At 46.7% G+C, this 21,979-nt stretch carries 25 protein-coding genes; 11 read left to right on the top strand and 14 right to left on the bottom strand.

From position 1 onward, the window contains the following. The first annotated feature begins 111 nt into the window (after positions 1-111). A complete protein-coding gene (locus R7Q11_RS21240) occupies positions 112-990 on the top strand; it encodes an acyltransferase (RefSeq protein ID WP_005379035.1) in 879 nt (292 codons plus the stop codon). Positions 991-1,036: 46 nt separating this feature from the next. On the opposite strand, the gene R7Q11_RS21235 is transcribed toward R7Q11_RS21240, so the two are convergent. The 5 genes from R7Q11_RS21235 to R7Q11_RS21215 all read right to left on the bottom strand — a co-directional run bounded on the left by R7Q11_RS21235 (position 1,037) and on the right by R7Q11_RS21215 (position 5,043). Continuing rightward, positions 1,037-1,639, bottom strand: a complete 603-nt coding sequence (locus R7Q11_RS21235) for a thiol:disulfide interchange protein DsbA/DsbL (protein WP_005379036.1) — start codon at positions 1,637-1,639, stop codon at positions 1,037-1,039. Between the two features lie 34 nt (positions 1,640-1,673). Beyond that, entirely contained in the window at positions 1,674-2,660 is a 987-nt protein-coding gene (locus R7Q11_RS21230; RefSeq protein WP_031777274.1) for a serine/threonine protein kinase, read from the bottom strand. 53 nt (positions 2,661-2,713) lie between these two features. After that, a complete protein-coding gene (gene ccoG / locus R7Q11_RS21225; RefSeq protein ID WP_225466706.1) occupies positions 2,714-4,135 on the bottom strand; it encodes a cytochrome c oxidase accessory protein CcoG in 1,422 nt (473 codons plus the stop codon). A gap of 307 nt (positions 4,136-4,442) precedes the next feature. Continuing rightward, positions 4,443-4,709: a YihD family protein gene (locus R7Q11_RS21220; protein WP_017821571.1), complete on the bottom strand. Its 267-nt coding sequence runs from the start codon at positions 4,707-4,709 to the stop codon at positions 4,443-4,445. A 166-nt stretch (positions 4,710-4,875) separates the two neighbouring features. After that, positions 4,876-5,043 (bottom strand): hypothetical protein, encoded by a 168-nt coding sequence (locus tag R7Q11_RS21215; protein ID WP_005379043.1) that lies wholly within the window; start codon positions 5,041-5,043, stop codon positions 4,876-4,878. Between the two features lie 296 nt (positions 5,044-5,339). Between R7Q11_RS21215 and R7Q11_RS21210 the strand changes: the two genes are divergently transcribed. Together R7Q11_RS21210 and trhA are read left to right on the top strand one after the other, a co-directional pair. Then, complete coding sequence (locus R7Q11_RS21210; RefSeq protein ID WP_005379045.1) at positions 5,340-6,146, top strand: sporulation protein; 807 nt, start codon at positions 5,340-5,342, stop codon at positions 6,144-6,146. Between the two features lie 70 nt (positions 6,147-6,216). Beyond that, positions 6,217-6,870 carry a PAQR family membrane homeostasis protein TrhA gene (trhA, locus tag R7Q11_RS21205; protein WP_005379047.1) on the top strand — a complete coding sequence of 218 codons (654 nt, stop codon included), beginning with the start codon at positions 6,217-6,219 and terminating at the stop codon, positions 6,868-6,870. Positions 6,871-6,903: 33 nt separating this feature from the next. Here the strand turns inward: trhA and R7Q11_RS21200 are convergent, their stop codons facing one another. The 6 genes from R7Q11_RS21200 to def all read right to left on the bottom strand — a co-directional run bounded on the left by R7Q11_RS21200 (position 6,904) and on the right by def (position 13,273). Further along, positions 6,904-7,488, bottom strand: coding sequence for a DUF3157 family protein (locus R7Q11_RS21200; protein WP_005379050.1), 585 nt, complete (start codon positions 7,486-7,488; stop codon positions 6,904-6,906). A gap of 26 nt (positions 7,489-7,514) precedes the next feature. Then, entirely contained in the window at positions 7,515-8,960 is a 1,446-nt protein-coding gene (locus R7Q11_RS21195) for a TrkH family potassium uptake protein (protein ID WP_017821575.1), read from the bottom strand. Positions 8,961-8,969: 9 nt separating this feature from the next. Continuing rightward, positions 8,970-10,346: a Trk system potassium transporter TrkA gene (gene trkA, locus R7Q11_RS21190; protein ID WP_005379062.1), complete on the bottom strand. Its 1,377-nt coding sequence runs from the start codon at positions 10,344-10,346 to the stop codon at positions 8,970-8,972. A gap of 63 nt (positions 10,347-10,409) precedes the next feature. Beyond that, positions 10,410-11,693, bottom strand: coding sequence for a 16S rRNA (cytosine(967)-C(5))-methyltransferase RsmB (rsmB, locus tag R7Q11_RS21185; RefSeq protein WP_225466705.1), 1,284 nt, complete (start codon positions 11,691-11,693; stop codon positions 10,410-10,412). A gap of 80 nt (positions 11,694-11,773) precedes the next feature. Next, on the bottom strand, positions 11,774-12,721 hold the full coding sequence (gene fmt / locus R7Q11_RS21180; protein ID WP_017635609.1) for a methionyl-tRNA formyltransferase: 948 nt from the start codon (positions 12,719-12,721) through the stop codon (positions 11,774-11,776). 33 nt (positions 12,722-12,754) lie between these two features. Next, positions 12,755-13,273, bottom strand: a complete 519-nt coding sequence (gene def / locus R7Q11_RS21175; RefSeq protein WP_225466704.1) for a peptide deformylase — start codon at positions 13,271-13,273, stop codon at positions 12,755-12,757. A 138-nt stretch (positions 13,274-13,411) separates the two neighbouring features. Here def and R7Q11_RS21170 point away from each other — a divergent pair, with 138 nt between their 5' ends. The 4 genes from R7Q11_RS21170 (at position 13,412) to R7Q11_RS21155 (ending at position 16,727) form a co-directional block, all read left to right on the top strand. Further along, positions 13,412-14,506, top strand: a complete 1,095-nt coding sequence (locus R7Q11_RS21170) for a LysM peptidoglycan-binding domain-containing protein (protein ID WP_042523883.1) — start codon at positions 13,412-13,414, stop codon at positions 14,504-14,506. Next, the gene (dprA, locus tag R7Q11_RS21165) at positions 14,490-15,599 is read left to right on the top strand and encodes a DNA-processing protein DprA (RefSeq protein ID WP_042523881.1); all 1,110 of its coding nucleotides are present in this window, start codon (positions 14,490-14,492) and stop codon (positions 15,597-15,599) included. Before R7Q11_RS21170 ends, dprA begins: the two co-directional genes overlap by 17 nt. A gap of 2 nt (positions 15,600-15,601) precedes the next feature. After that, positions 15,602-16,081: a DUF494 family protein gene (locus tag R7Q11_RS21160; protein WP_005379074.1), complete on the top strand. Its 480-nt coding sequence runs from the start codon at positions 15,602-15,604 to the stop codon at positions 16,079-16,081. A 76-nt stretch (positions 16,082-16,157) separates the two neighbouring features. Then, positions 16,158-16,727: a type I DNA topoisomerase gene (locus R7Q11_RS21155; RefSeq protein ID WP_017821580.1), complete on the top strand. Its 570-nt coding sequence runs from the start codon at positions 16,158-16,160 to the stop codon at positions 16,725-16,727. 65 nt (positions 16,728-16,792) lie between these two features. Here the strand turns inward: R7Q11_RS21155 and R7Q11_RS21150 are convergent, their stop codons facing one another. Together R7Q11_RS21150 and purE are read right to left on the bottom strand one after the other, a co-directional pair. Next, on the bottom strand, positions 16,793-17,926 hold the full coding sequence (locus R7Q11_RS21150; protein WP_025768914.1) for a 5-(carboxyamino)imidazole ribonucleotide synthase: 1,134 nt from the start codon (positions 17,924-17,926) through the stop codon (positions 16,793-16,795). 4 nt (positions 17,927-17,930) lie between these two features. Then, the gene (gene purE / locus R7Q11_RS21145; protein WP_017635614.1) at positions 17,931-18,416 is read right to left on the bottom strand and encodes a 5-(carboxyamino)imidazole ribonucleotide mutase; all 486 of its coding nucleotides are present in this window, start codon (positions 18,414-18,416) and stop codon (positions 17,931-17,933) included. Between the two features lie 198 nt (positions 18,417-18,614). On the opposite strand from purE, the gene R7Q11_RS21140 reads away from it, so the two are divergent. The 4 genes from R7Q11_RS21140 (at position 18,615) to R7Q11_RS21125 (ending at position 21,339) form a co-directional block, all read left to right on the top strand. After that, positions 18,615-19,172, top strand: a complete 558-nt coding sequence (locus tag R7Q11_RS21140; protein ID WP_005379084.1) for an L-threonylcarbamoyladenylate synthase — start codon at positions 18,615-18,617, stop codon at positions 19,170-19,172. Between the two features lie 47 nt (positions 19,173-19,219). Then, the gene (gene hemF, locus R7Q11_RS21135) at positions 19,220-20,137 is read left to right on the top strand and encodes an oxygen-dependent coproporphyrinogen oxidase (RefSeq protein ID WP_017635615.1); all 918 of its coding nucleotides are present in this window, start codon (positions 19,220-19,222) and stop codon (positions 20,135-20,137) included. Positions 20,138-20,238: 101 nt separating this feature from the next. Then, on the top strand, positions 20,239-21,072 hold the full coding sequence (gene aroE, locus R7Q11_RS21130; RefSeq protein WP_017821584.1) for a shikimate dehydrogenase: 834 nt from the start codon (positions 20,239-20,241) through the stop codon (positions 21,070-21,072). A gap of 3 nt (positions 21,073-21,075) precedes the next feature. Then, a complete protein-coding gene (locus tag R7Q11_RS21125; protein ID WP_025768912.1) occupies positions 21,076-21,339 on the top strand; it encodes a DUF1488 domain-containing protein in 264 nt (87 codons plus the stop codon). A 7-nt stretch (positions 21,340-21,346) separates the two neighbouring features. On the opposite strand, the gene R7Q11_RS21120 is transcribed toward R7Q11_RS21125, so the two are convergent. Beyond that, positions 21,347-21,895 carry a gamma carbonic anhydrase family protein gene (locus tag R7Q11_RS21120; RefSeq protein ID WP_005379096.1) on the bottom strand — a complete coding sequence of 183 codons (549 nt, stop codon included), beginning with the start codon at positions 21,893-21,895 and terminating at the stop codon, positions 21,347-21,349. Positions 21,896-21,979: the final 84 nt, after the last annotated feature.

Here is a 21,979-nt window from a genome sequence, read left to right as displayed (position 1 = left end):
TGGTTGCGGTAACAAATCTGACCATTCCCACGCATGTTCCAATGTGGCAAAGGCGCAGTATAATTACACGCTGTTTTATTCTTCACACATTATCACTGTTGTTTGACTATCATGTTGGCATATTTGTTATTTTTTTTTAACGCTTCTTTTGTGATTCTCAATTCTGCGGTTTGTTCACTCGCAATTTGTGTTATCGCTGTATTTAAAATATTGCTTCCTGGCGTAAAGCTAAAAGCGATAGCGACCGCTTGTGCCAATAAGGTGATGTGGTTATGGGCTACCGTTAATGCGTGCATTCTGGCGGTATCTAACCGTGTTGAGTGGGATGTTCAGGGCGGTGAAGCGCTTAAAAAAGACGGGTGGTATCTGCTGATCAGTAATCATCTCAGTTGGACAGATATTGTTGTGCTTTGCTGCGTGTTTAAAGACCGTATTCCCATGCCGAAGTTTTTCCTCAAGCAACAACTGCTGTATGTGCCTTTCATCGGGATGGCGTGTTGGGCGCTCGATATGCCATTTATGCGTCGCTATTCGCGAGAGTATCTGATCCGCAATCCTCATAAGCGAGGTCAAGATTTAGAGACGACACGTCGCTCGTGCGCTAAATTCAAACACACTCCAACCACAGTGGTTAACTATGTCGAAGGAACCCGATTTACCGAAGAAAAGCAGCGTAAGAGTAAAGCAAACTATCAATATTTGCTGCAACCAAAGTCGGGCGGGATTGCGTACACGTTAGCGGCGATGGGGGAGCAGTTCGAGAGCATTATCGACGTTACGTTGGCGTACCCAGAAAATACGCATAAACCGTTCAAGGATTTATTGATGGGCCGCATGAGCAAGGTGGTTGTGCGTGTAAATGTGTTACCCGTTGATGAAAGAGTGCTTGGTGATTACTTCAACGATAAGCCCTATAAGCGACAATTTCAGCAATGGTTGGGGGATGTGTGGCAAGAAAAAGATCGGTTGCTACAAGAGATTTACAAATAAACAAAAGGGGAGCGACGTGTTCCCCTTTTGATTGATATCGATGTGCTTATTTTAGTGTCAGCAAGTAGTTCACCAGAGAGAAGTACTCATCCATCGTTTTGATGCTTTGTGCTTGAACTAGGTATTTGTTGTTAACGATAACCGCAGGAACGCCGGTTAGACCGCTGTTTTCAAATTGCTTGTCCATACGGCGAACCATTGAATCAACCGCGAAGCCTTTGAATGCAGAATCGAATTTTTTCGCGTCTACACCTTCATCAAGGAAGATTTGACGAAGTTCTTCATCATTACGTGGCGCCTTCTTTAGATTGTGGATGCGGTTAAACATCACTGGCACCATTTTGTCTTCCACTTTTAATGCAACCATCGTTGCGTAGGCTTTGCTCATTGATGGGCCCATGTTGCCACCCATGAAAGAAACGTGGTTTTTTAATAGCTTAGTACCTTCTGGCAACTGCTTTTTCAGTTGCTGGATAACCGGTTCAAAGCTATTACAGTGCGGGCAGTAGAAAGAGAAAAACTCCGTCACAAGAGGTTTTTTTGATGCCTCAAGATCCAATACTTTGTAATGTTCACCTTCTTTGAATTGCGCTGCATGTGCCGACAGGCTTAACATCAGCATAGAAAACAGTGCGAACAGTTTTTTCATCGAAATATCTCCATTTTTGAATTTTTGGCCTGACTTACCATTGAGGCATTAAAGACAGCGGTGCTTCTTCTAAAGCGGCGATCTGCTCTTTAAATGCAAGGACCTGACCTTCCCAGTATTTTGGCTCATTAAACCATGGAAAAGCGAGAGGAAATGCAGGGTCATGCCAACGTTTTGCTAGCCATGCCATATAGTGCACCATTCGTAGACCGCGAAGTGGCTCGATTAGTTTCAATTCTGCAGGATTAAAATCGCAAAACTCTTGGTAAGCCTCTAAAACAATATCCAACTGCATCAGTTTGTCTTGGCGTTCACCGTTCAATAGCATCCATAAGTCTTGTACTGCAGGGCCGTTACGAGCGTCATCCAAATCAACAAACATAGGGCCATCTCGCCACAAAATATTGCCTGGGTGGCAATCGCCATGCAAACGAATGATATTGAAGCCTTCTTGCCAGTGGCTTTCAATTGATTTGATCAGCATATCCAAGTCATTGAAGAAGCTGTTCTCCAAGTGCATTGGAATCATATTGGCGTTTTGCAGAATCTCTCTTGGTTGATACAGGTATTCTTGTAAGCCAATAGTAGGACGATGTTGGAAGGCTTGGCGGCTGCCGACTTTATGGATTCGGCCAAGGAAACGCCCTACACCTTCGAGCTGATCTAAATTGTCAACCTCGTATTGGCGACCACCCACGCTATCAAACAGCGCAAAAGCATAGCCTTGATAGTGATGCAGGGTTTCACCGTTGATGCGCACAGGTGGTGCGACGGGGATCTCATTGCCAATCAGCTCTAAAGTAAAGTCGTGTTCCTCTTGGATCTGTTCATTGCTCCAACGTTCAGGACGGTAAAACTTGACGACATAACGACGACGCTCTTCGTCAGTGAATTGATAAACACGGTTTTCGTAGCTATTGAGGGGAAGAAAGCCTGATTCTGCGCGAACGCCGATGCTTTCTAACGCGTACCACATAAAGTCTGGGGTAAGGGCGTCAAAGTTAAACATACTTTGGGACATATAAACAAAAAGGCTCATTACTGAGCCTTTTTCCGTTAGTCACTGAAGTAGCGCTATAGTTTTTTAATAAAACGGCTTTCTACTTCAATGGTGAATTCGTTGCTCTTATCGGTGAGTATAAACTGAATTGTCGTAATCGCAGAGTTTAGCTTGTCAGGGTCGGCACCAAGACTCATTGGCAGGTTCAATACCTCACCTGGCTGGACCTGAATTGTCTGCTTACCATACCAGCTTACATCGGATAGCCCTTCAACATCCAACGAGTACTCTTGCACTTGCTGAGTTTTGTTGATCACCTTGAGGGTGTAGGTGTTTTCTACTTCTCCCGAGCTATTAACGCGGAACAGTTGGTTACGGTCGCGAATAACACTCATGCCGGCTGGGTCTACCGCTGCAATTTGGGCAAAGAACAGACCAATCATGACCAGTAGCACAGCTCCATAGCCCAGCAGCTTCGGACGCATGACTTTGGTACTCTTACCCGATAAGCGGTGCTCGGTGGTGTAACTAATTAGGCCTTTCTCGTAGCCCATGCGATCCATGGTGTTGTCACACGCATCAATACAGGCGCCACAGTTGATACATTCATACTGCAAGCCGTCACGAATATCGATACCTGTTGGGCACACCTGCACACACAAATCACAATCAATACAATCACCCAAACCAAGTTGCTTTGGATCGGCTTTACGCGGACGTGGGCCACGTTTTTCCCCACGTTTTGCATCGTAGCCAACGATGAAGGTGTCTTTATCAAACATGGCAGACTGGAAGCGCGCGTAAGGACACATGTGAATACACATGATGGAACGCATCCAACCAGCATTACCGTAAGTACAAATGGCAAAGAACATTACCCAAAAGACGGGCCAAAAGTTGGCGTTAAAGGTGAAAAAGTCGATAACCAATTGCTTCATTGGTACGAAGTAGCCAACAAAAGTAAAACCAGTGGCGAGTGCAATGGCAAACCAAGCTATATGTTTGACGGCTTTACGCATCGCTAAATTCGCCGTCAGCTTATTGGAGTCTTGTTTTCGGCGTTTATTGGCACTACCTTCCAGCTTCTCTTCAAACCAGATATACATGAAGGTCCAGACGGTTTGTGGGCAGAGATAGCCACACCAAACCCGACCTAAGAAGGTGGTAATAAAGAACAACCCAAACGCCGCGATCACAAACAGCAAGGCGAGTAGGGTAAGATCTTGTGGGTACAGTGTAGTACCGAAAAAGTTGAACTGCTGGTTGCCAATATCAAGCAAGATCGCTTGACGTTCACCGTAAGGGATCCACGGTATCAAAGCGAAGAGAAGTAGTAAGAACCAACCACCGTAACGACGTAGTTTCTGGTAAGTTCCTTTACTTTCGCGTACATAGATGCGATTACTTGGGTTGAACCGATCCCCGTTTCCTTTATGGGTGTTGGGATTATAGGTTTTAGGAGTCACATCTTTGATATCGATCTTGTCCTGACTCATGCACTCATCCTTCTTAGGCTTTTATAATGTACGGCGTCATTTCTATTGATGTCGCTCGATGACATTGCTGCTCGTTCCGTCATAAAGATGACCGAACATAATTATTTTAGTAAATACTGATGAACGGCGATTATACAATCAATAACAATTCCGTTTCTTTAACGCAGTCAATGTTTAACAACAAAAATCAGTACAGTTAACCTGATAATTGGCTGAACAGTTATAACCAATTGTGGGACTAAAAACTTTGGTTATAAAAAGCGACTCACAGAGAGAGTCGCTTAAAGAATACTGGCTGTTGAGCTGGTTATTTGATGATGCCACGAGCGCGTAGGATCGCCGTTTTAAAATCGTCCTCTTGGTCTTTTTTGAGTCCAGGGATCATTTCATCTTTGCTGCTATTACGCATTTTAAGGTGGTAGATCAGTACATCGTCGGTCAGATCTTCTAGCTTTCCTTCATAGCCTGCTTCTTTTGCTAGCTTAACGATGAACTGCAATAGGTTCAGCTCCTGATCTTTATGCCATTCAGGCTCTAGTAGCTCAAGCAGCTCTTCAATGCGATGACACTTCATTTCTTTCTCCACAGAATTTATAGGTGTAATTAGCAGTAAAGGTACCAAATTGCTTTGCTAAGACCAAATAGGAAAAACGATCTCTTTCACCGAGGTTTATTCTAAGTCTTTGAAGTTTTATGAGTTGCGTGCAAAGAAAAAAGCGCAGCTGGCGCCGCGCTTTTGATTAAGCTGCTTTGATAACTTTGGCCGGAACACTCGACATCATTGCTGTCTTCTCAACCAATGTCATTGCTGGCGCAACTTGCTTTGCCTTTGGTGCAGTAGTAAAGCCACTGCGGCGGCGCATTGCACTAGTATTAGTGTGTGCGAACCTGACTGTTGTTGGGCGCATTAATTTACCTAACTGTCAGGCATATCCATTGCCGATGTAATGGCCTGAATCATTATGAGCTAGGCTCCAACAAGATTGAAGAATCACTCTTCTGGCTCTCGCCAATCCAGTTAATGAGTCAGGAATACCGATATGCATGCATATCAAGTGCAAGATTAGCATCCTTGTAATAATTGGTCGATAGTTGAGCAATTGAATTGTTTAGATTTTGTCATTTTGTCGCGATGTTCGAGGCAATTTTTGTTTGATCCCTCGATCAGCAGTAGTAGTATGAGATCTCGATGAAGGAGGTGCCTATGTCATTTTTGAAGAAGACACTTGCCAGTTTTGGGATTGGGAGCGCGAAGGTCGACTCAATCTTAAACCAAGACGTGCTATACCCAGGTCAAAGTGTGGATGTGTCTATCCATGTATATGGTGGTGCGACTGAACAAGCGATCGACAACATTGATTTAAAACTCTGTTGCCGCTACATCGCAGAAGCCCCTGATGACCGTGGTGCGCGAGAAGGACACAGCATGCGCCGAGTACCTCAAACTCATGTGCTTGCTAAGTGGAGTCTCCCTTACGCATTTACCATCCATTCCGGCGAAGAGCGTACCTTCGATGTTAAGCTCGATGTGCCTTGGAACACGCCTGTCACCATTGGTGATGCCAAAGTATGGTTAGAAACTGGCTTAGACGTTGCTGCTGCTTTGGATCCGACTGATAAAGACATCCTCACCGTCCGACCTGATCCTCTGATGGATGCGGTACTATCTGCATTTGAAGCGCAAGGTTTACGAATTCGCCAGGTGGAATGCGAGGAAGTGAAAGGATTCGATCTACCATTTGTGCAAGAGTTTGAACTGGTGCCAACCGACGGACCTTACCACGGCGTGTGGCGCGAATTAGAATTTGTTGCCCACCGCAGTGAGCAAGAGCTCAAGTTGTGGTTTGAAGTTGACCGCACACGCAAGGGGCAAGGTGGCATGCTCGCGAGCTTACTGGGTAGTGGCAAACTCAAGCGAGAGCTGACCATTCCTGCCACGACTAAGCCAGATCAAGTTGGCGAACTGGTACTCAATTATCTCGATCAAACTACTGCCGTTCATGAGTCTTAATTTAAGCTTACACGTGTAAGCCTAATGTGCCATACTAGAGCAAATTTCAAACTCTAGTATAGGCGCATTGATGTCCGAGCTGCAGAAACCTCAATACAGTCAACGTGAAGAACTGGCCAATACCATCACCCACGGTATAGGGATGATTTTTGGTATTGTTGGCTTGATACTGCTGTTAGTTAAAGCCATAGACCATCAAGCTGACACTTTAACGCTTACCAGTATGGCGATTTATGGTGCGAGTATTATCGTGCTATTTTTGGCCTCGACGCTCTATCATGCGATCCCTCATCCCAAAGCGAAACGTTGGCTAAAAACCTTCGACCACTGTGCTATTTATCTTTTGATAGCAGGCAGCTATACCCCTTTCTTGTTAGTCAGCTTAAGAACACCTCTAGCATTTGGGTTGATGATCGTTATTTGGAGCATTGCGTTGATCGGCATCATCATGAAAGTTGCGTTCGTCTATCGATTTAAAAAGCTTTCTTTGATGACGTACTTGGTGATGGGATGGTTATCGTTGATTGTGATTTATCAATTAGCTATTAACTTGGATGTCGGCGGACTCACACTGCTTGCCGCTGGTGGAATTGTGTATTCACTGGGGGTGATTTTCTACGTTGCGAAGCGCATTCCCTTTAACCATGCGATTTGGCACGGCTTTGTTTTGGCTGGCTGCGTGTGCCATTTCTTTGCTATTTATTACTTTGTTGAGCCTATCTAGCCGATAGGCTCAACAAAGAATATTAAACACGTATTAGCGAGTTTTTACCTCTAGCACTTTGGCAGAAAACTGGTATTGCTGTGATTGCGGTACAGCCAATTTAATGCTCTTACCTTGTTCCGCTTGCTGTGGTCGCAGGTAGGTATCCGCCATGCGCTTGATGGATTGCCAAACCGTCACGTTTTCTTTTGCCAGTTGCTGACCAGACATATCAAACACTTGCACCTCAACTTCCACTTGAATGACAGATTGAGAGCTTTGGTTAGTGATTGATGTAGGCAAAATAAGCTCACCGCTTTGATAGCTTGCTGAACCAATCAATACATCCACACCTGAATCTGATAGCTGCATGGTTGGCTTTTTGGCGTTTACCACCACGGTCGTGCCAACGGTTTTCGTTACCACAGGAATTGTCGCAATCGCAGGAGCTGCGATTGTTTCAACTACGCTTGCTGTTGTTTGTGTCTCCGTCGCTTGCTGCGCCGGTTTTTTCATGACGTACTCCCAGGTAAAGTCATCGTTCAACTTCACTTCTCGACCATCGGCTAAAGTGATGACCTCGGCGGCGTATGTGGATGAGGCGGCAAGTAGGGTCGCCAGAGTAATCCATGTTTTCATTGTTATACCTTTTAATTAGAGTCTGCTTAGCGGCGCCAAAACGCAGGAAAGAACAGTACAAGAATAGTCAGAATTTCCAAGCGGCCCATTAACATCCCAAAGCTTAAGAGCCATTTGGCAGTATCGGGCAGAGGCGCGAAGTTGCCTGTCGGGCCAATCACACTGCCCATACCAGGGCCAACATTGGCAACGGCGGTGATTGAGCCAGAAATACTGGTCACAGGGTCGAGGCCAAGAGCACTTAAACAACCCGCGATAAAGATAATGGTGATAAAAAACATCAAGCCAAATGCCACCACTGAGCGAACAATATCATCATTCACCGGTCGCTGGTTATAACGCTGTACAAACACCCCAGAAGGGTGAATCAACTTCATCATTTGTTTGTTTAGCAGCGTCATTGCAATTTGGAAGCGGAAGATTTTGATCCCGCCAGACGTTGATCCTGAGCATGCTCCCGCCATCATTAAGAATGCGAAAAGAGTAGTGGGTAATGCGCCCCATGCGGTGAAGTCTTCTAAGCCAAAGCCAGTTGTGGTGACGACAGAGACAATATTAAACATCGACACTCGCAGGGCATCCAAAATGGTGTACCCATCTCGAATCACTAGCCAAGCTGAAATCACTAAGCTAGAGAATACGAACAGGTACGCAAATCCTCTAACTTGAGCGTCGTTAACCAACACATCAATACGGCGTTTACGTAATGCGGCGATAAAGAGCAAAAACGGCAAACCACCTAAGAACATAAAGGTAGTGGCCACCCAATGTGCGCCATTAGAGAAGTGGTTCATTGACCCATCAGATGTAGAGTATCCACCCGTCGATAGCGTAGTAAAGGCATGGTTGATTGCTTCGAACAGGTTCATGCCGGTGATCAAGTAGCCCAAAATACATAGGCCCGTTAGCATCAAATAAACCGCTACGATGTTTTTGGCGACCGTTTTCGCTCTTGGACTACTTTTATCCGACCAATCTGATGATTCGGTTTGGAATAGCTTCATACCACCGACATTCAGCATAGGTAACACTGCTACCGCCATCACGATAAAACCAATGCCACCAAGCCATTGTAAAATAGAGCGCCACAGCAATATGCTCGGCGCCATGTTGTCTAGGCCACTGAGCACCGTTGAGCCCGTCGTGGTGATACCCGACATCGTTTCGAAGTAGGCGTCGGTGAAGCTGATGTGGTTGATAAACACAAATGGCAAGGCGGCAAACGCACTCGCGATGGTCCAAACCAAACTGGTGATGAGGAACATATCGCGTACGCTGAGTTTGAACTTGGCGGTTCGACCTATCGTTAGGCAGATGAAGGCGGCAAGGTGCGTGATCACAACGGCTTGGGCGAAATCGAGGAATCCCCCCGTACCGGTAAAGAAAGCGACCAAAGTCGGCACGTACATAAACAGGGCCAGTTTGGATAAAACTAGCCCGATAACAAACAGTACGGGACGTAAGTTGACCATAGGAAAATCCTAGAGGAAGAATGGACTCGGCTGGAATAGCGCTTCGACGTCTGATACGTATTTTTTGTTGACCAGGAACATCACCACATGGTCATCCTGTTCGATGACCGTACGGTCGTGGGCAATAAGAACTTCTTCGCCACGAACGATAGCACCAATGGTGGTCCCAGGTGGAAGCTTTATATCTCCAATCGCACGTCCAACCACTTTAGATGTACTTTCATCACCGTGAGCGACGGCTTCAATCGCTTCCGCAGCGCCGCGGCGAAGTGAGGACACGTTTACGATATCAGCGCGACGAACGTGCGTTAGCAAGGCTGAAATAGTGGCTTGCTGAGGTGAGATTGCTACATCAATTACGCCGCCTTGTACCAGGTCTACATAAGCGCCACGTTGGATCAGCACCATCACTTTTTTAGCGCCCATGCGTTTTGCCAACATTGCAGACATGATGTTGGTTTCATCTTCGTTGGTCAGCGCGATGAAGACGTCGACTTGGTCGATGTTCTCTTCCGAGAGAAGCTCTTGGTCTGCCGCATCACCGCAGAACACGATGGTGTTTTCTAGTTGCTCAGAGAGCTTTTCTGCACGCTGGTAGTTACGCTCAATCAGCTTCACGCTGTAAGTTTGCTCTAGGCGTTTTGCCAAGCTTGCGCCGATGTTACCCCCGCCAACAATCATGATGCGGCGGTACGGTTTTTCTAGGCGCTGAAGCTCACTCATCACTGAGCGAATATGATTACTTGCTGCAACGAAGAACACTTCATCGTCGGCTTCAATGATGGTGGTACCTTGTGGGCGAATCGGACGGCCTTGACGGAAAATCGCCGCCACACGGGTATCAATGTGCGGCATGTGCTCACGCAAAGCAGACAACGCATTACCCACCAGCGGGCCACCATAGTAGGCTTTCACCGCCACTAGGCTGACTTTCTGTTCAGCAAAGCTCACCACTTGCAGCGCGCCTGGGTATTGGATCAGACGTTCGATGTAGCTCGTGACGAGTTCTTCTGGTGCGATAAGGTGATCAACAGGAATGGCGCCAGATTTAAACAGGGCTTCTTTTTCTGCCAAGTATTCTGGAGAGCGAATACGCGCAACGCGGTTTGGGGTATTGAATAGAGTGAACGCGACCTGACAGGCGGCCATGTTGGTTTCATCAGTGTTGGTTACTGCGACGAGCATATCGGCGTCTTGCGCGCCAGCTTCGTGTAGCACGTCTGGATGGCTCGCATGGCCATTGACCACACGTAGGTCGTATTTGTCCTGCAATTCACGCAGTCGGTCGGCATTATTGTCGACGATGGTGATGTCGTTGTTTTCACCCACTAGGTTTTCTGCCAGTGTGCCGCCAACCTGACCTGCACCAAGAATAATGATCTTCATACTCTTTTCTCGTATCTGAAAAAGGCGATTGAAATCACTTCAATCGCCCTATTTAGCATGCTGTTACGCGTGTGTTTTAGTTAGTACTGCGTAGTAGAAACCATCCATATCTTCTTCGCCTGGTAGAATTTGACGACCAGGCTGGTCGGGATCAGAATCCAGCAGTTGCGCATCCGCGGTACGTGCTAAAAACGCTTTTACTTGCTCCACGTTTTCTTGCGGTGTGATTGAACAAGTCGCGTAAACCATGGTGCCGCCGGGCTTCAGTTGCGTCCACATGGCATCAAAAATTTCACTTTGCAGCTCTGCTAATGCGGTGATGTCGTCTGCACGACGTAGCCATTTGATGTCTGGGTGACGACGAATCACGCCAGTCGCAGAACATGGGGCATCCAGCAAAATGCGATCAAATTGCTCGCCTTGCCACCATTCTTGTGGATTACGCGCATCACCGCAAACCACTTTTGCCTGAAGGTTGAGACGCTTCAGGTTTTCATGCACACGTTTCAAGCGTGTGTCGTCGCAGTCAATCGCGACCACTTCACTGCCTGACGTGCGCTCTAGAATGTGCGCCGTCTTGCCACCTGGCGCTGCACAGCAATCTAAAATCAGTTCGCCGTCTTGTGGTTTTAGATAGTTGATCGAGAGCTGCGCCGCCGCATCTTGGACCGAAACCCAACCTTTTTCAAAACCAGGTAGCTTCATCACGTCACATGGTGCGGCCAATTTTATGGCGTCCATTGCTTCTGTGTGTGGCGTGCTATCAATGTTTTCATTTTTGAGCAGCGCAAGGTATTCATCACGAGTGTGGTGTTGATGGTTCACACGCAGCCACATTGGTGCTTTTTGGTTGTTCGCTTCAACAATGCTTTCCCATTGCTGTGGGTAGGCCTCTTGCAGCAGTTTTAGTAACCAGCTTGGGTGACCGTACTTGCCAGCGTTGTTGCTGACGGCCATTTGGTCGAGTTCTTCTTGGTTGCGCTGGTAGTTACGCAATACCGCGTTAATCAAACCACGCAGACGAGGACCTTTCAGCTCTTTAGTGCCTTCAACCGTTTCACCGACAGCTGCGTGCGCAGGAATGCGCATGAAGCTCAGTTGGTAAATACCAACCAGAATTAGGTGATGGAATACACGTTGTTTGCCTTTTAGCGGCTTATCCATCAATTGGTTTGCGATCATTTCTAGGCGAGGTAGGTAACGTAGCGCACCGTAACAGATCTCTTGTAACAGAGCGTGGTCACGAGGTCGTACCGTTTGTTGAGCCGCTGGAAGAGCGCTTGAAAGTGAGTGGCCCTTGTCGACGACAAGATACAGGACGTTAGCAGCCGCAGTGCGAACATTCATGATGAGTACCTTAAAGTAAAGGAGGGCATCTCTGCCCTCTAAAAGTTCGTATAATCGGGGATAATAACCCCTAGTATGGCTTAAACCAGCAGAGTGCCAACTTCAAACCAAGCCGCACGCGAATTCAGAATATCCTGAACTGACATGGCTTTTTTGCCCGGAACTTGCAGTTGCTCTAGCACCAGTACGCCGTTGCCTGTCGCAACATAAATACCGGTTTTATCTGCTTGTACGATGGTGCCGGCTGGCTTGTCACTGGTTTGCTCTGCCACACGGCTTTGCCATACTTTGATGCTGTTTTCTGCCGCCTCAAAGTGGCTCATTGGCCATGGGTTAAATGCACGAACGCAGCGCTCAATGTGCGCCGCATCGTCGTTCCAGTTGATGCGTGCTTCTTCTTTGCTGAGCTTTTTCGCATAGTTCGCTAGCTCATCGTCTTGCTTCACTGGCACTGCTTTACCCGCAGCAATGTCTACTAGGCAGTCAATCAGGGCTTCTGGACCAAGCTCAGCCAATTTTTCGTACATTGAAGCGCTGGTATCTGTCGCTTCGATTGGCAGAGTTGCAATCTTCAGCATATCACCAGTGTCGAGACCGATGTCCATCTGCATGATGGTCACGCCAGTTTCTGCATCGCCCGCCCAAATAGAGCGTTGGATTGGAGCCGCACCACGCCAACGAGGTAGGATAGAACCATGTACGTTGATACAACCCAGTTTAGGGGTATCAAGAACCGCTTGTGGCAGCAGCATACCGTACGCCACGACAACCATGAGGTCGGCGTTCAGATCGGCAAGTTCTTGTTTCGCTTCGTCGGACTTAAAGCTTTCAGGTTGGTAAACCGGGATATTGTGTTCTAGCGCCAGTTGTTTTACCGGTGGCGCAGCCATTTTTTTGCCACGACCCGCTGGACGATCTGGGTTTGTGTAAACCGCGATGACTTCATGCTCCGAAGACAACAACGCCGCCAAGTGACGGGCGGCGAAATCCGGAGTACCTGCAAAGACAATTCGTAAAGACTGACTCAAGGTAGACTTCCTTCTAATTGGTATGGTTCGAGATTAAGCGTTTTGCTGCTTCTCGTTAAAGCGTTTGATTTTCGCTAGCTTGTCCTGAATGCGTTTGCGTTTCAGTGGCGATAGGTAATCCACGAACAGCTTACCTTGTAAGTGATCAAGCTCGTGTTGAACACAAATCGCTAGCAGCTCGTCGGCTTCAAAGGTGAACTCTTTGCCATCACGATCCAGTGCTTTAACGGTAACTTCTGCAGCGCGAGGCACAAGTGCGCGCGCACCTGGTACCGACAGACAGCCTTCTTCGATGCCATCTTCGCCACGCTTTTCCAGAATCTCAGGGTTGATTAGCACCATCGGCTCATCGCGAGTTTCTGAAATATCAATCACTACGATACGTTTGTGGATATCAACCTGCGTTGCAGCAAGGCCAATACCTTCTTCGTCGTACATGGTTTCAATCATGTCATCGACGATTTTTTGAATCTCAGGTGTCACCGCTTCAACAGGCTTTGCGACTGTGCGCAGGCGATCATCCGGGAATGTTAATACTTGTAATACAGACATATTCACTCGAAATATTGAACTGTGCCGAAACAGCACAAACCTTGTTGGCTCAATTCTAGACATTTTATAGCCTAAATGACAGCATCCTTGCACCAATTTCCATTCTGGTTCCTGCTTAATAGACCAAGGACGAGGGTCATGAATCGAATTTTCCGCAACGTTGCCAGTGTTACGTTGCCGTTACTTTTCTCTTTCAACGCTGTAGCAAATGTGGATGCGAACCCACTGACTGTTAAAGATGATGCGCCACAAACATATGTAGTTGTGAAGGGCGATACGCTATGGGATATTTCGGCCATGTACTTAGATAGCCCGTGGTTGTGGCCTCGTTTATGGCAAGTAAACCCGGAAATCGATAACCCTCATTTAATTTATCCCGGTGACAAGCTGTCTTTGGTGTGGATTAACGGTCAGCCCGTGTTGAGCCTAAAACCGGTTAAGAAGCTGAGCCCGAAAGCTCGCATCACAGAAAAGAAAGCCGTACCAACGGTCGCGGAAGGTTTGGTGATGCCTTACCTTAAATCGGATCGGTTGCTAGATAAAGATTCGTTGAACAGAGCAGCAAAAGTGATGGGTAGCAGCAAAGGCAGTAAGTATCTGACTGCAGGAGATGTGCTGTATATCAATGGCAATCAGACCGCGACAGGTTGGGCTATTTATCGACCAGTAGCTACCTTTTCGCGTGACGATGTGTCCGAAGAGATTACCGCGCTGCGTTTGATTGCCAAAGGCGAGCTCGTTGAAGCTTCGAGTGATTATTCAGGTTTGAAGCTTACATCGCAAATGCAAGAAATCCTACGTAACGATATCGCGTTGCCAAATCAATCGGTTGAGAATACTGACTTCACGACTACGTTCTATCCGCTGCCGTCGCCACAAGGCAGTTCTGCAAAGTTGCTAGGTAATATCGAAGGTATTCGCTTTAGTTCAACTAACCAAGTCGTGGTGATTGATAAAGGCACGTCAGACAATCTCAAGCAAGGCAGTGTGTTTGATTTAAAAGAAGACGCGCACCCAGTTTACAAAGACGGCGATGAGTTCAAGAAAGAGTTTGGCGTGCTTGATAAGAAAATTACTTTGCCTCAAAGCAAAGTTGGTGAGTTGCTGGTCATTCGTCCTTATGAGTACTTTAGCTTGGCACTGATCACTAACAGTACGAAACCCATTAACCAAGATATTTCGGTGGTGTCACCGTTGGCGGACGAATTAACCATCGATGAATCGACGAAATAACGATGATCTCGATGCCTGGTTAAAACTGAGTTGTTTACCAGGCATTGGCGGCGTCAAAATGAATAAGCTACTGGCAAGAGACACGCCACGTAACATCGTAAACTTCTCTCCTGAACAGCTACAACAACTTGGGTTAACAACTAAGCAAATTCAAGCTTGGGCTTCAACAGATAAAGAAGTCGATGCTTGTTTAAGTTGGCTTGAGGCTTCTACAAATCATCATATCCTGACACTGACTGACCCGTGTTATCCACCTCAGCTCAAACAAATCGTTGCACCGCCACCTCTACTTTTTGTTCAAGGAAATCCTACTTGTCTTTCTCAGCCACAAATCGCGATGGTTGGAAGTCGAAATGCGAGTATTGATGGATTACAGCATGCACGTCAGTTTGCTGCAGAGTTTGTTCAGCACGATTTTATTGTCACCAGTGGTCTCGCTTTAGGCATTGATGGTCATGCGCATGATGGTGCGTTGCAAGCGGGTGGTAAGACGATTGCGGTGCTAGGATCTGGCTTAGCAAATATTTATCCGGCACGTCATCGTGGTTTAGCGCAACGTGTTATTGAACACGGGGCTTTGGTGTCTGAGTTTCGGCCTAATGCCAAGCCGCGCCCAGAAAACTTCCCGCGTCGTAATCGTATTATTAGTGGATTATCGCTTGGTGTACTGGTCGTCGAGGCGGCGAAAAAGAGCGGCTCGTTAATTACAGCTCGTTACGCGCTTGAGCAAGGTCGAGAAGTATTTGCGCTGCCAGCGTCAATCAATGCCCCCAATGCCTGCGGTGGAAACCAGTTGATACGTCATGGCGCTTGCCTCGTAGAAAAGACGAAAGATGTCTTAGATGAAATACAGTCCTTGCTTGATTGGTCTATTAATCAGAGTACCGATTTATTTTCTACGTTAAATGATGAAGAAGAATTGCCATTTCCTCAGCTGTTAGCTAACGTAGGAAGTGAAGCTACACCGGTTGATATTCTTGCAAACAGGACCAATATACCTGTCCAAGAAGTCATGATGCAGCTCTTAGAGTTAGAACTCTCTGGGCATGTCGTTGCGGTTTCAGGTGGCTATATTCGAAAGGGGAGGGGCTAGCTATGATGATGGATATACTGATGTATCTATTCGAAACCTACATCCATAGCGATGCAGAGTTACAGGTCGAACAAGACGAGTTGGAAGAAGAGTTGCTTCGTGCAGGCTTCCAACAAAAAGATATCTACAAAGCCCTTGTCTGGTTAGAAGAGCTTGCCGCATTGCAGCAAAGTGACACCTCTTCTGCAATCTCGACTTGCATGGCTTCGTCATCAACTCGTATCTACACAGCGAAAGAGATGCAGCGTTTAGATTTGGAATGCCGAGGGTTTCTATTGTTTCTCGAGCAAATCAATGTGTTAACCACAGAAACTCGCGAAATGGTGATTGACCGAGTGATGGGATTAGAAACGAGTGAGTTTGAGCTTGAAGACCTCAAATGGATCATTCTGATGGTGCTGTTTAATGTGCCTGGCAACGAAAACGCTTACACGCTAATGGAAGAGCTGTTGTACACCAAGGAACAAGGGATTCTTCACTAACCATCTGGGCAAGTTCGAGTTTAGCTAGAATAAACGCGAGCTTGTCTTTTTGTGTGTTTTTCACGAAACGGTAAGTATGAGTAGTAAAATCGACAACACCCTTTTCTCTGCCCATGAACACGCTTTGGAACACGAGCCGTGTCCAAAATGTGGTGGTGAGCTGACTCTCAAGCACGGAAAACATGGCCCATTTCTCGGCTGTAACCATTACCCAAGCTGTGATTACATTAAACCGCTACACAGCAATGATGGTCACATCGTGAAAGAGTTGGGTGTGCCTTGTCCTGAGTGTGGCAATGAGTTGGTTCTCCGCCAAGGGCGCTACGGTATGTTCGTTGGTTGTAGCCATTACCCGGCTTGTCATCATATTGAGTCGATTAATCAACCAGAGCCAGAGGCGCAGTCACAAGAGCAACACGCTTGCCCTGAATGTGGCAAAGGACATTTGGTTGAGCGTAAAACCCGATTTGGCAAAACATTCTACGCGTGTGATAACTACCCTAAATGCAAATTTGCTGTGAACCTTGCTCCGGTCAAGGGGCGATGCGAAGAATGTGGTTTTACTTTGTTGGTGGAGAAGAAACTCGCCAGTGGTGTGAAATTGCAATGTGCCAACCGTAAGTGCCAGCACACCCAACAAGGGTAAATACATCAAAGGAATTAAAAAGGGTCGCATCGTGCGACCCTTTTTTTATTTTTTGCTGCCAAACGTTAGTGTTGAGGCTGTTTAGCGAACGCTTGCACGGCTGGGAAAGCTATTGGGTCTAAGATGTCTGCCAGAGCGCACAACCTACGGTGCAATTCTCCTGGGTAGTCGCCACACACGTTGATGTGTCCCATCTTGCGACCTGCACGTTTCTCTTTGCCATACCAATGAATGTGGCAACCATCCATTAATAACAATGCTTCTGGTAGTGTGTCTTCACCAAGAATATTAATCATTGAGGTTTCACGAACCAATTTCGTACTGCCTAATGGTAAGCCGCACACTGCGCGCAGATGGTTTTCAAACTGACACGTTTCTGCACCTTGCTGTGTCCAGTGACCAGAGTTGTGCACGCGTGGAGCAATCTCATTCACTAAAAGTGCCCCATCGACATCAAAGAACTCAAGCGCTAATACGCCAACGTAATCTAGGCTATCTGCGACTGCCGTGAACATTTGCTTTGCTTGTTCCTGTAACCCTGGCGCATCAATCGCAGTAGAAAGACTCAATACACCGTTGGTGTGGACGTTCTCTGCCAGAGGATACACTTCCACACTGCCATCTTTGCTTCGAGCACCAACCAGTGATACTTCGCGGTTAAAAGGAACAAACTCTTCAGCAACAATCGCTTGAGTTGGTGTTGCCGCGATGCACTCTGCCATCTCAGTCCAAATGTCGTCGACTTGAGAAGCTTCTTTTAAGCGCCATTGGCCTTTACCATCGTAACCACCTAATGCACTTTTCAGAACCATTGGCATACCAACGTGTTCAATTGCGCGCTCAAAGTCTTCACGAGTTTCAATGACGTAGTATTTCGCGTTGCGCACGCCAGCATCATCAAGCAGTGCTTTTTCAATACGGCGATCACCACCTGCTTTGATGGCTTGCGTACTTGGTAGAAACTTGCCGCTCGCTTCGCAAACCTTGAGCACGTCATGTGGAATATGCTCGAACTCGGCAGTAATCACATCAACTTGCATAATCGCATTTTCCAAGCCATGGCCAAGTACCTGTTGAGTTAAAGGGTGAACGACATCACCGCTGCTGATATCGTAAGCTGAAATTTGAATATTCAGTGGCGCACCAGCCAGAGACATCATACGAGCCAACTGACCCGCACCAAGAACCAGTACATGCATCTGATTAATCCTCTGCAGGGTTTGGATTTGCGAGAACTGTTTCCGTTTGCTCATTACGGAATGCTTCTACCTTCGCCATGATGTTTTCATCATGAGTGCCTAGGATTTGCGCTGCTAGGATACCGGCGTTTGTTGCGCCCGCTTCGCCAATCGCCAATGTACCAACCGCAATTCCCTTTGGCATCTGTACAATAGAAAGCAGTGAATCCATACCTTTCAGTGCACGAGACTGAACGGGAACCCCAAGCACTGGCAAACTAGTAAACGCCGCCGCCATACCTGGTAGGTGGGCTGCACCACCTGCGCCTGCGATGATAACTTTGATGCCGCGTTCTTTTGCGCCACTAGCGTAGTCAGCCAGTAATTGAGGAGTTCGGTGTGCTGACACGACTTTTGTTTCGTAAGGCACGCCAAATTGGTCTAGCATGTCCGCTGCTAGTTTCATGGTTGGCCAATCGGATTTAGAACCCATGATGATACCGACTTTCATCTCAAACTCCTTTAAGCTGCAAAAATTAGGTGAGCTATAAATTTGTACGCATTATACGGGGATTTTTATCTCAAGCAAACGTTTGCGTCTTGTTGTTGGCGCTATTGATACATTTTATAAAAAATTGCTTTAGTGTCTGAGAATGAATATTTGTACACTTAGTGAAAACAACACAGTCAAACAAATAGGAAGTAATCGGTGGATAACTTTGAACAAGTGCTCAACGCACTCAAGCAAGGCGAAGTGATTGCCTATCCAACAGAAGGGGTTTTTGGTGTCGGATGTGATCCAGATAACCCAGAAGCAATTCAAAAGCTATTAGAGCTCAAGCAGCGTCCGGTAGAAAAAGGGCTGATTCTCATCGCGGCAAGTTATGATCAGCTCTTGCCTTATATTGATGAATCTCAGTTGACTGAAGAACAATTACAGACTGTTCATGCCACTTGGCCAGGCCCATACACCTGGATCATGCCAGCGAGCGATAAAGTATCCAACTGGGTTTCAGGGCAGTTTGATTCAATTGCGGTTCGTGTGACTGATCATCCTTTGGTGCAAAAAATGTGTAATGCATTCGGAAAGCCGTTAACCTCTACCAGCGCGAATCTTTCCGGCTTACCACCGTGTATGACCACGGAAGAAGTCGAAGAGCAGTTGGGTGATAAGCTGGTCGCCATTCTTCGTGGCGAGACCAGCGGTCGTGATAAACCCAGCGAGATTCGTGACGCCAAAACTTCACAAATATTAAGACAGGGTTAACCCTGCTAGCCAGCCATCATTAGGTTTCACGTAATAGGTAATAACGTATGTCAGCGATCGATAAGCACGCCGTAAAGCAGTTCTTGATGTCACTTCAGGACTCCATTTGTCAGCAGTTAGAACAAGAAGATGGAAAGGCCGTCTTTGTCGAAGATGCATGGCAACGTGAAAAAGGAGAGCGTCTGGGTGGCGGTGGTCGCTCACGTGTTTTGCGTGATGGCCTTGTTTTCGAGCAGGGAGGCGTGAACTTCTCGCATGTGGAAGGGAAAGAAATGCCAGCATCTGCGACAGCGCATCGCCCAGAGCTAGCGGGTCGTCGTTTTGAAGCGATGGGTGTTTCTTTGGTTATTCACCCTAAAAACCCTTATGTACCGACTTCACACGCCAATGTCCGCTTCTTTATTGCAGAAAAAGATGGCGAAGACCCAATTTGGTGGTTTGGTGGTGGTTTTGACCTAACACCGTTCTACCCATTTGAAGAAGATTGCCAATCATGGCACGACACTGCAAAACAGCTTTGTGCACCATTTGGTGACGATGTTTACCAAGAGCATAAAGCATGGTGTGACAAATACTTCTTCCTACCACATCGTAATGAAACTCGCGGTGTTGGCGGTTTGTTCTTTGATGATCTAAACCAGTGGGAATTTGATAAGTGTTTTGCTTACATCAAAGCAGTGGGTGAAGGCTATTGCCAGGCTTACTTGCCGATCGTTTCTCGTCGTAAAGAGATCAAGTATGGTGAGCGTGAGCGTGAATTCCAACTATATCGTCGCGGCCGTTACGTAGAGTTCAACTTAGTGTATGACCGTGGCACCTTATTTGGTTTACAAAGTGGTGGGCGTACTGAGTCGATTCTGATGTCAATGCCGCCGCTCGCTCGCTGGGAGTACTGCTACGAGCCAGAAGCGGGATCGCCAGAAGCTGAACTTTACGAGCGATACCTAACGCCCCGAGAGTGGTAAGCACGGAATCTCCTTTTCTATATAGATAGATAGTGATAGGGTCATCTGTAATCAGGTGGCCCTGTTTTCTCTATATCTAAGTAAGGAACAAAGGTAAGGAAATGACCCAGCAAATCGATCGCTATGCCGTGTTTGGTAATCCTATCGGACACAGTAAGTCGCCATTCATTCACACCTTGTTTGCTCGTCAAACTAATCAATCTTTGGTGTATACCGCAGAAAGTGCACCTGTTGATGGTTTTATTGACGCGGCGAAGGTGTTTTTTGCTGAAGGTGGCAAGGGGTGCAACATCACTATGCCATTTAAAGAAGATGCTTATCAATTTGCTAGTCGATTGACAGAACGGGCTCAGTTAGCAGGCGCGGTAAATACCCTCAAGAAGTTAGACGATGGTGAAATCATCGGTGACAACACTGATGGTGCAGGTTTAGTGCAAGATCTGCTTCAGCATCAGGTTGTATTGGAAGGTGCGCGAATCCTAATTATTGGTGCTGGTGGTGCAGCTCGTGGTGTTATTAAGCCACTACTCGATCAAAAGCCGACCTCTTTAACCATTACCAACCGTACCTTTAGTAAAGCACAAGAGCTCGCAGAGCTGTTTGTCTCTCACGGTCCTATCCTCGCCAAAGAGATGGCAAGTATTGATGAAGAGTATGATGTCATCATTAACTCCACATCCGCTTCTCTTAGTGGTGAACTGCCGACTATTTCATCCTCCATCTTTGCCGCTAACAGTACAAGCTATGACATGATTTATGGCAAAGGGGTGACGAGCTTTAACTTATGGGCAAAAGAGAATGGTGCCGCTCATGCGTATGACGGTCTTGGAATGTTAGTTGGGCAGGCTGCGGAAAGCTTTATGCTCTGGCGTGGCTTACGTCCTGGTGCCAAACAAATTCTCAGAGAACTAAGAAAGAATCTTGAAGGTCAATAAGCGATGAATCAATCCATCTTATTCCCAGATATTCAATCATGGGATGAAGTATCACAATCGGTAAACTTTTCGGCGCAACAATCAGGCGCACTAATAGAGTGCTTTGTGACGAAACAAAAGTTAGAAAAGCTCAGTGGTTCACTGATTGAAACTGAGCAAGCGGCAATTAAAGTGTTTACTGATTACAAATTCGACCTAGAAGAAATGGCTGAAGAGCTAATAGAAGATGAAGCCTTCAACGAAGAAGGCCATATCATCATCGGTTAACAGGGTTTTAGTTCAAGTCTTTTACTTCATTTAAGTAGTCGTTTTTGTTCTGCACATAGTTATTGGCAGACTTTTGCAAGAAAGCTCGTTCTTTTTCTGATAGAGGGCGAGCTTGTTTTACTGGGCTTCCAACATATAAGTAGCCACTTTCTAATACTTTCCCTGGTGGCACTAAACTGCCTGCTCCGATCATCACCTCTGACTCAATTACAACAGCATCTAAAACAATAGCTCCCATACCAACCAAAACACGATCGTGGATCTCACAACCGTGCAGCATCACTTTGTGGCCAATCGTAACGTCATTACCAATAATCAATGGGTAGCCGTTTGGGTTTTCGGCGTTCTTATGGGTGACATGCAAAACACTGCCATCTTGAATATTCGTTCGATCACCAATGTGAATGTGGTTTACATCACCTCGCGCTGCTACCAGTGGCCAAATGCTAGAATCATCGCCAATTCGGATATCACCGACTAAAACAGAGGTTGGGTCAACGTAAACACGCTCACCAAGTTCAGGCTTTATACCTTTGTAGCTTCTCATTGAGCTCATCTTTTTTCCTTATTCAGGGCGATTACAGGGTGTATGGAGGTAGAATAGTAGTGAAAACTCGCCTTTTAGAATAAAAAACACCCA

Source organism: Vibrio sp. 970 (assembly GCF_033339075.1).
This window is presented reverse-complemented; position numbering and strand designations above follow the sequence as displayed.

Excerpts from the sequence above, each read along its gene's own strand:
- ccoG (WP_225466706.1), bottom strand. The coding sequence starts at position 4,135 with ATGAGTCAGGACAAGATCGATATCAAAGATGTGACTCCTAAAACCTAT.
- R7Q11_RS21170 (WP_042523883.1), top strand. The coding sequence starts at position 13,412 with ATGAATCGAATTTTCCGCAACGTTGCCAGTGTTACGTTGCCGTTACTT.
- def (WP_225466704.1), bottom strand. The coding sequence starts at position 13,273 with ATGTCTGTATTACAAGTATTAACATTCCCGGATGATCGCCTGCGCACA.
- purE (WP_017635614.1), bottom strand. The coding sequence starts at position 18,416 with ATGAAAGTCGGTATCATCATGGGTTCTAAATCCGATTGGCCAACCATG.
- R7Q11_RS21160 (WP_005379074.1), top strand. The coding sequence starts at position 15,602 with ATGATGATGGATATACTGATGTATCTATTCGAAACCTACATCCATAGC.
- R7Q11_RS21195 (WP_017821575.1), bottom strand. The coding sequence starts at position 8,960 with ATGGTCAACTTACGTCCCGTACTGTTTGTTATCGGGCTAGTTTTATCC.
- R7Q11_RS21235 (WP_005379036.1), bottom strand. The coding sequence starts at position 1,639 with ATGAAAAAACTGTTCGCACTGTTTTCTATGCTGATGTTAAGCCTGTCG.
- rsmB (WP_225466705.1), bottom strand. The coding sequence starts at position 11,693 with ATGAATGTTCGCACTGCGGCTGCTAACGTCCTGTATCTTGTCGTCGAC.
- trkA (WP_005379062.1), bottom strand. The coding sequence starts at position 10,346 with ATGAAGATCATTATTCTTGGTGCAGGTCAGGTTGGCGGCACACTGGCA.
- aroE (WP_017821584.1), top strand. The coding sequence starts at position 20,239 with ATGACCCAGCAAATCGATCGCTATGCCGTGTTTGGTAATCCTATCGGA.
- R7Q11_RS21120 (WP_005379096.1), bottom strand. The coding sequence starts at position 21,895 with ATGAGCTCAATGAGAAGCTACAAAGGTATAAAGCCTGAACTTGGTGAG.
- dprA (WP_042523881.1), top strand. The coding sequence starts at position 14,490 with ATGAATCGACGAAATAACGATGATCTCGATGCCTGGTTAAAACTGAGT.
- R7Q11_RS21210 (WP_005379045.1), top strand. The coding sequence starts at position 5,340 with ATGTCATTTTTGAAGAAGACACTTGCCAGTTTTGGGATTGGGAGCGCG.
- R7Q11_RS21150 (WP_025768914.1), bottom strand. The coding sequence starts at position 17,926 with ATGCATGTACTGGTTCTTGGTGCGGGTCAGTTGGCTCGTATGATGTCT.
- R7Q11_RS21200 (WP_005379050.1), bottom strand. The coding sequence starts at position 7,488 with ATGAAAACATGGATTACTCTGGCGACCCTACTTGCCGCCTCATCCACA.
- R7Q11_RS21215 (WP_005379043.1), bottom strand. The coding sequence starts at position 5,043 with ATGCGCCCAACAACAGTCAGGTTCGCACACACTAATACTAGTGCAATG.
- hemF (WP_017635615.1), top strand. The coding sequence starts at position 19,220 with ATGTCAGCGATCGATAAGCACGCCGTAAAGCAGTTCTTGATGTCACTT.
- R7Q11_RS21230 (WP_031777274.1), bottom strand. The coding sequence starts at position 2,660 with ATGTCCCAAAGTATGTTTAACTTTGACGCCCTTACCCCAGACTTTATG.
- R7Q11_RS21220 (WP_017821571.1), bottom strand. The coding sequence starts at position 4,709 with ATGAAGTGTCATCGCATTGAAGAGCTGCTTGAGCTACTAGAGCCTGAA.
- R7Q11_RS21240 (WP_005379035.1), top strand. The coding sequence starts at position 112 with ATGTTGGCATATTTGTTATTTTTTTTTAACGCTTCTTTTGTGATTCTC.
- R7Q11_RS21155 (WP_017821580.1), top strand. The coding sequence starts at position 16,158 with ATGAGTAGTAAAATCGACAACACCCTTTTCTCTGCCCATGAACACGCT.
- R7Q11_RS21125 (WP_025768912.1), top strand. The coding sequence starts at position 21,076 with ATGAATCAATCCATCTTATTCCCAGATATTCAATCATGGGATGAAGTA.
- trhA (WP_005379047.1), top strand. The coding sequence starts at position 6,217 with ATGTCCGAGCTGCAGAAACCTCAATACAGTCAACGTGAAGAACTGGCC.